This is a genomic window from Paramaledivibacter caminithermalis DSM 15212, from assembly GCF_900142245.1.
GTDB lineage: Bacteria > Bacillota > Clostridia > Peptostreptococcales > Caminicellaceae > Paramaledivibacter > Paramaledivibacter caminithermalis.
This window is the reverse complement of the sequence record NZ_FRAG01000106.1, coordinates 1-5,318: the sequence shown is the minus strand read 5'-3', so window position 1 is coordinate 5,318 and position 5,318 is coordinate 1. Positions and strand designations below refer to the sequence as shown.

7 protein-coding genes are annotated in these 5,318 nt (G+C 27.8%); 5 read left to right on the top strand and 2 right to left on the bottom strand.

Annotated elements, in window-relative coordinates:
* From BUB36_RS18380 to BUB36_RS18360, 5 genes are all read left to right on the top strand, one after another.
* On the top strand, nt 1-234 hold a 234-nt coding region (locus tag BUB36_RS18380; protein WP_131821364.1), incomplete at its 5' end, for a transposase domain-containing protein.
* A 417-nt stretch (nt 235-651) separates the two neighbouring features.
* Entirely contained in the window at nt 652-1,221 is a 570-nt protein-coding gene (locus tag BUB36_RS18375; RefSeq protein WP_073153680.1) for a GNAT family N-acetyltransferase, read from the top strand.
* A 266-nt stretch (nt 1,222-1,487) separates the two neighbouring features.
* Nucleotides 1,488-1,781: a YaaL family protein gene (locus tag BUB36_RS18370; protein WP_084112142.1), complete on the top strand. Its 294-nt coding sequence runs from the start codon at nt 1,488-1,490 to the stop codon at nt 1,779-1,781.
* Between the two features lie 274 nt (nt 1,782-2,055).
* Nucleotides 2,056-2,328 (top strand): pro-sigmaK processing inhibitor BofA family protein, encoded by a 273-nt coding sequence (locus BUB36_RS18365; RefSeq protein WP_073153677.1) that lies wholly within the window; start codon nt 2,056-2,058, stop codon nt 2,326-2,328.
* A gap of 316 nt (nt 2,329-2,644) precedes the next feature.
* Complete coding sequence (locus tag BUB36_RS18360) at nt 2,645-3,268, top strand: 50S ribosomal protein L25 (RefSeq protein ID WP_073153674.1); 624 nt, start codon at nt 2,645-2,647, stop codon at nt 3,266-3,268.
* A gap of 122 nt (nt 3,269-3,390) precedes the next feature.
* Here the strand turns inward: BUB36_RS18360 and BUB36_RS18355 are convergent, their stop codons facing one another.
* Nucleotides 3,391-4,569 carry a pyridoxal phosphate-dependent aminotransferase gene (locus BUB36_RS18355; protein WP_073153671.1) on the bottom strand — a complete coding sequence of 393 codons (1,179 nt, stop codon included), beginning with the start codon at nt 4,567-4,569 and terminating at the stop codon, nt 3,391-3,393.
* A 509-nt stretch (nt 4,570-5,078) separates the two neighbouring features.
* Nucleotides 5,079-5,318, bottom strand: a 240-nt coding sequence (locus tag BUB36_RS20055; protein ID WP_408633809.1) for a hypothetical protein, incomplete at its 5' end; no start/stop codon positions are given.

Below are 5,318 nucleotides of genomic sequence, written 5' to 3'. Positions count from 1 at the left end.
GAAATCAGCAATAATAGAGCTGAAAGGGCTATAAGACCCTTTACAATTGGAAGGAAAAATTGGATTTTTGCTAATACACCAAAGGGAGCATCAGCAAGTGCTGTGATATATAGCATAATTGAAACTGCTAAAGCCAATAACTTAAGTCCATTTCATTACCTACAATATTTATTTGTAAAATTACCTAACATAGATATAACAAATACGACTCACCTTGATGCTTTACTACCTTAGTCAGATACTCTTCCAAGTGATTGTAAGGTTCCTTTAAAAGAATAATATCATAGCCTCTGCCTAGTTGCTAGGTGGGGGCTATTTGACGCTTACGTTTAATAAGGCAAAGGAAAGTCCTTTAGACCATGTTTTTTTATTATATTAAGTAGTAAATTGCAAAATTCAAAACTTGTGAATAAATTGTTAAAATAGATATTGAGTAGATTAAAAAAGAGAGATGTAGAAATGGCTGAAATAAAAATGAAAAAGATATTGCAAGATAATTGGGAAAGATTTAAGAAAAAAAGAAGATACTAAAAGAAATAAAAGTATACATAATAAGAACTGTAGAAAAGCTATAGGCTGTGGAATGATTTATAATATTGGTATATAATATAAATATTTAAATAAAAATAAGTGAGGAGAGGGTAATTATATATGTACTATAAAAAAATAATAGGAAATAAATGTTATTTATCACCAATTAATGTTGAAGACTATCAAAAATACACCACATGGGTAAATGATATGGAAGTAGGAGTTGGGATGCTGTTTACAGCAAGTGTAATTACAGAAGCGAAAGAAAAAGAGTTTTTAGAAGGATTTGTGCAATCAGAATACAATTTTGCAATTGTAGATAAAGAAACTGATAATGTAATAGGAAATGTAGGCTTTCCCAAAATAGATAAAATTAATCATACAGGTGAAATAGGGATATTTATAGGGAATAAGGATTATTGGGGAAAAGGATATGGTACTGAGGCTATTAAATTAATACTTGATTTTGGATTTAGTATTTTGAATTTACATAATATACATTTGAAGGTTTATGAATACAATAAACCTGCAATAAAATGTTATAAAAAAGTTGGATTTAAGGAAGTTGGGCGTCTTAGAGAAGCCAAACAAATTGCAGGTAAAAGATATGATGAAATATACATGGATATATTAGCCAGTGAATATGAGTCTGTTTATATAAAAGACTTAGTGGAGAAGAGAAATAAGTAATAATAAAACAAAAGGTAACGTGTAATATTTAAACAATAAAGGAATATTTAGGAAAAATTATCTTATTCATGAACTCGGGAAGAAACATATTTAAAGCGGTATATATTTCTTTGATTGAAGAAAAGCAATAAAGATACAAGAATATAAAATTTATTAAACCGTGAAGTTGTTTATTCATAACAGAGACATGAAATACTTCCTTTAAGTATATACAATCCAAAAAATGGTTAAACTAATGGATAAAATGTATGACTGGGGGAAGGGAAATGCCACGACAATTTAAACAAGAAAAAAAGAAAGAGGAAAATAAATTTCTAAATAGTTTAACAAATATCTATGAGAAATTCGTATATGGAGAAGTAAAAAGCGAAGATGAACAAATACTTGAAAACTTACGTATGGCCCATGAGGATTGGAAGAATGCAGAAAAATTTTTTGAAAATGTTACAGATCCTGATTTGATTGACCATGCCATATACAGGATAGAAGCTGCTAAAACTAGATATACTTATCTTTTAAAATTGGCTAAAGAAATGAATATACATGAAGATTTTCATTAGATATATAGAACGCACAAAAGATTTTTTTCTTTGAATTTTGTGTGATTCTATTTCCTTAATATTTATAGCGAAATTTTAATTCGTTTCATGTAGAATCATTTTTGCAATTTAGATATTATAAAAATAGTTTAAATCTAAAATAATGTTTTCTAATTTTAAAAGAAAACATTATTTTAAATTTATAAAAAATTGGAGCTTAAAAAAGAGTAATAACACATAGACAAACTTTATATAATATAGTGTTAAACTATATTTATAAACTTGGAGGTTTAATATGGGTATTGGAATAGAACTAAGCGTTATTTTTGCTTATGCCTTAGGACTAATATTGTTATATGTTATCGGCTATTTACTATTATTTCCTTTGAAATGGATATTTAAGTTAATATATAATGGAATAATTGGTGGAATTCTACTTTTGGTAGTGAACCTTGTAGGTAAATTAATTGGACTTAATATAGTTATAAATCCTATAACAGCACTTATAGCTGGATTTTTAGGGTTGCCAGGAGTCATTATGTTGATACTTCTTAAAAAAATAATTTAAGAAAAAAATTCGAAGTTTAAATACTATTAATATGTATATAGATATTACATTAAAACAGTTAGTTTATACACATAAAAAACTCAAAAGCTGTGGATGTTTTATATGTATAAATTAAGTTTTACTATTGGAAATATATATATGAGTTTTGATAGAGGTACCTTTATCAATGGGCTTTAGTAAAAATATTGTTTTTAATATAAGGTGAAAATTCAGAAAAACTAAAGAGCTTTATGCTCTTTAGTTTTATTTTTAAGTATAAAACAGAGTGGAGTGGTAATAATGACTAATAGCTAAACATGAATTTTGGAGGGATTGTATGTTAAAATCATCTATAAACAGTGAAATAAGAAACAACTTAGGATCTAATGAAAGTAATAGGATTAGAAATATTGGATATATACCTGGAGTAGTCTATGGACAAAATATGGAACCAAAGACTATTAAGTTGGAGAAAAAAGAGATAAATAGTATTTTGAGGAATTATGGTACAAATGTTTTAGTAGATTTAGAGGTGGATGGTCAAATCATAACGTCTATGATAAAAGAAATACAAAGAGATATAATAAATAATAAAGAAATAATTCATATTGATTTTCAAAGTGTTTCATTTGATAAAGCAATAAATGCTACTGTTCCTATCACATTGATTGACAGACGAGAGGTAGAAGATAGTTATGCTACAATTCAACACCAACTAAGAGAAATTAATATAGAATGTTTACCTCAAAATTTACCAGAAAATATTAAAATTAGTGTAAAGGATTTAGCCTTTGGACGTCCGTTGAAAATTGGAGATGTAGAATTTGGAGAAGAAATAACAGTGTTAAATGCTCCTGATGAAGTTATAGCATCTCTGGCTAAAGCAGGTAAAATAGATGATGAAGAAATTGAAGAACAGCTTATTACCGAGAGCGATTTTGATCCTATTGAAGAAGAGTAAAAGTGGATTCGTGTTGTATGGCGATGGGTGAAACAAAATCTTAGTCTCCAAATATACTTAATTTAAACTATAATGAAGAGTCCATTAGATACCTCCATGGACTCTTTATCATATAAAAAGACTTATAATGATTGTATGAATTCTTCTAATCGTCTTATGCCTTCTAATACATCATTTATATCAGCACAATATACAATCCTTACATAATCATCTATTCCAAAGGCTATTCCTGGAACAATAGCTACATTGTAGTTTTCTAAAAATCTTTTACAAAATTCAACAGAATAGCTATCTCTATAATTAAATTTATTTTTAAAAGCTGATATATCTATAAATATATAAAAAGCTCCTTGAGGATTTATAAATGAAATGTTATCTATTTTAGAAAGTAAGCGTACTGCTTTATCTCTACGCTCTTTGTATATACCAACCATTTTTTTCATTTCATCACCACAAAGAGTTAAAGCACCGTAGGCGGTCCATTGAGAAATAGTAGATGGATGTGAAACCAAATGTCCTTGTATAGTAGAAATTGCTTTAGCTATTTTTTTAGAAGAAGCTGAATAACCAATTCTCCAGCCAGTCATGGCGGCAGACTTTGAGAGACCGTTAATAGTTATAGTAATTTCCTTAGCTTCTTTAGATAAAGATGCAATACTTGTGAAATTATCGGCATAACATATTTTCTCATAAATTTCATCAGCTAATATATATACATTATTATCTAAACATACTTTAATTATGGATTTTAGTTCATCTTTAGTGTATATGGCGCCAGTTGGATTTGATGGATTATTTATTAGTAAAAGTTTAGTTTTTGTAGATATAGCATTTTCTAATTCTTCCGCTGTTATTTTAAAATCATTATTCTTATCGGTTTCAACAAGAACAGGTATGCCACTAGTCATTTTAATCATTTCAGAGTAGCTTACCCAAAATGGTTTAGGTATAATCACTTCATCACCTGGATCAAGAAGAGCTATCAAAGTATTAGTGATAGAATGCTTAGCACCACTTGAAACTACTATCTCATCTAAATCATAATGGACATTGTTTTCTTCTCTAAGTTTATCTTGAATAGCTTTTCTAAGTTCCTTTAAGCCAGCTGCGGCATCATATTTAGTTCTATTATTATAAATAGCCTCAATACCTTTGTTTTGAGCTTGCTTTGGAGTAAAAAAATCGGGTTCTCCAATGCTTAGGTTAATTATATCCATGCCTTCATTTTTCAATTCATTAACTTTAGTACTTATTTCTATAGTATAAGAAGGGGTTACTTGATCCAACTTTTTTGACAACATTGTAAAATCACTCCTTTATATAGACATATATATAGTCGATTGCAAAATTTATAAGCTAGTATTTTCAAGCTTTTCATATAGAAAAACGAAAACTTTCCTTCACTTGATATAAAATTTATCCACAGAATATATATATGGTTCAATTTTAAGTATGGTTAAAGCTATTTTATTAACTTGCTATCTTAGCAAATACAGTATTTTCAATAGTCAATATTTAAAAACTTAAAAATTGATTGTGGATAACTCTCTAAATAGTTTCGCAATCGTCTAATAGACATATATATTTAATTTATATTAAAATAACTTCTTTTGCAATAAAATATATTCATTCACTAGTGTTGCATAAAATTAATTACGAAAAGTCAAGAATAAATCTCTAAGAATTATTGATGTAACAAGTTTATATAAATGCAAAATATTTACATAGCAATACTGATAAATATTTTCAAAAAGACAACTCCAACCAGAAGATAGTCCTTATCCATATTTTTACAATAGATATATGTTATTTATATTACTGGATTGATTCCCACTGTATTCAAATGCTCTATTTCTGCATTTTCAAATTGCTCTAATGTTGCATTAAATATTCGAATATGGTTTATTCTCCGCCGACCTCTAGAAGATTTTGAAGGTGTGACAAAGAGGTTTTCTAGGAAAATCTCATACTTTTTAAAAATACAACTTCTTAGAACTCTTAATAAGTTTAATAAAGTTCCTCTATAGCCTTCTTTGAGCTTAATAAAAAT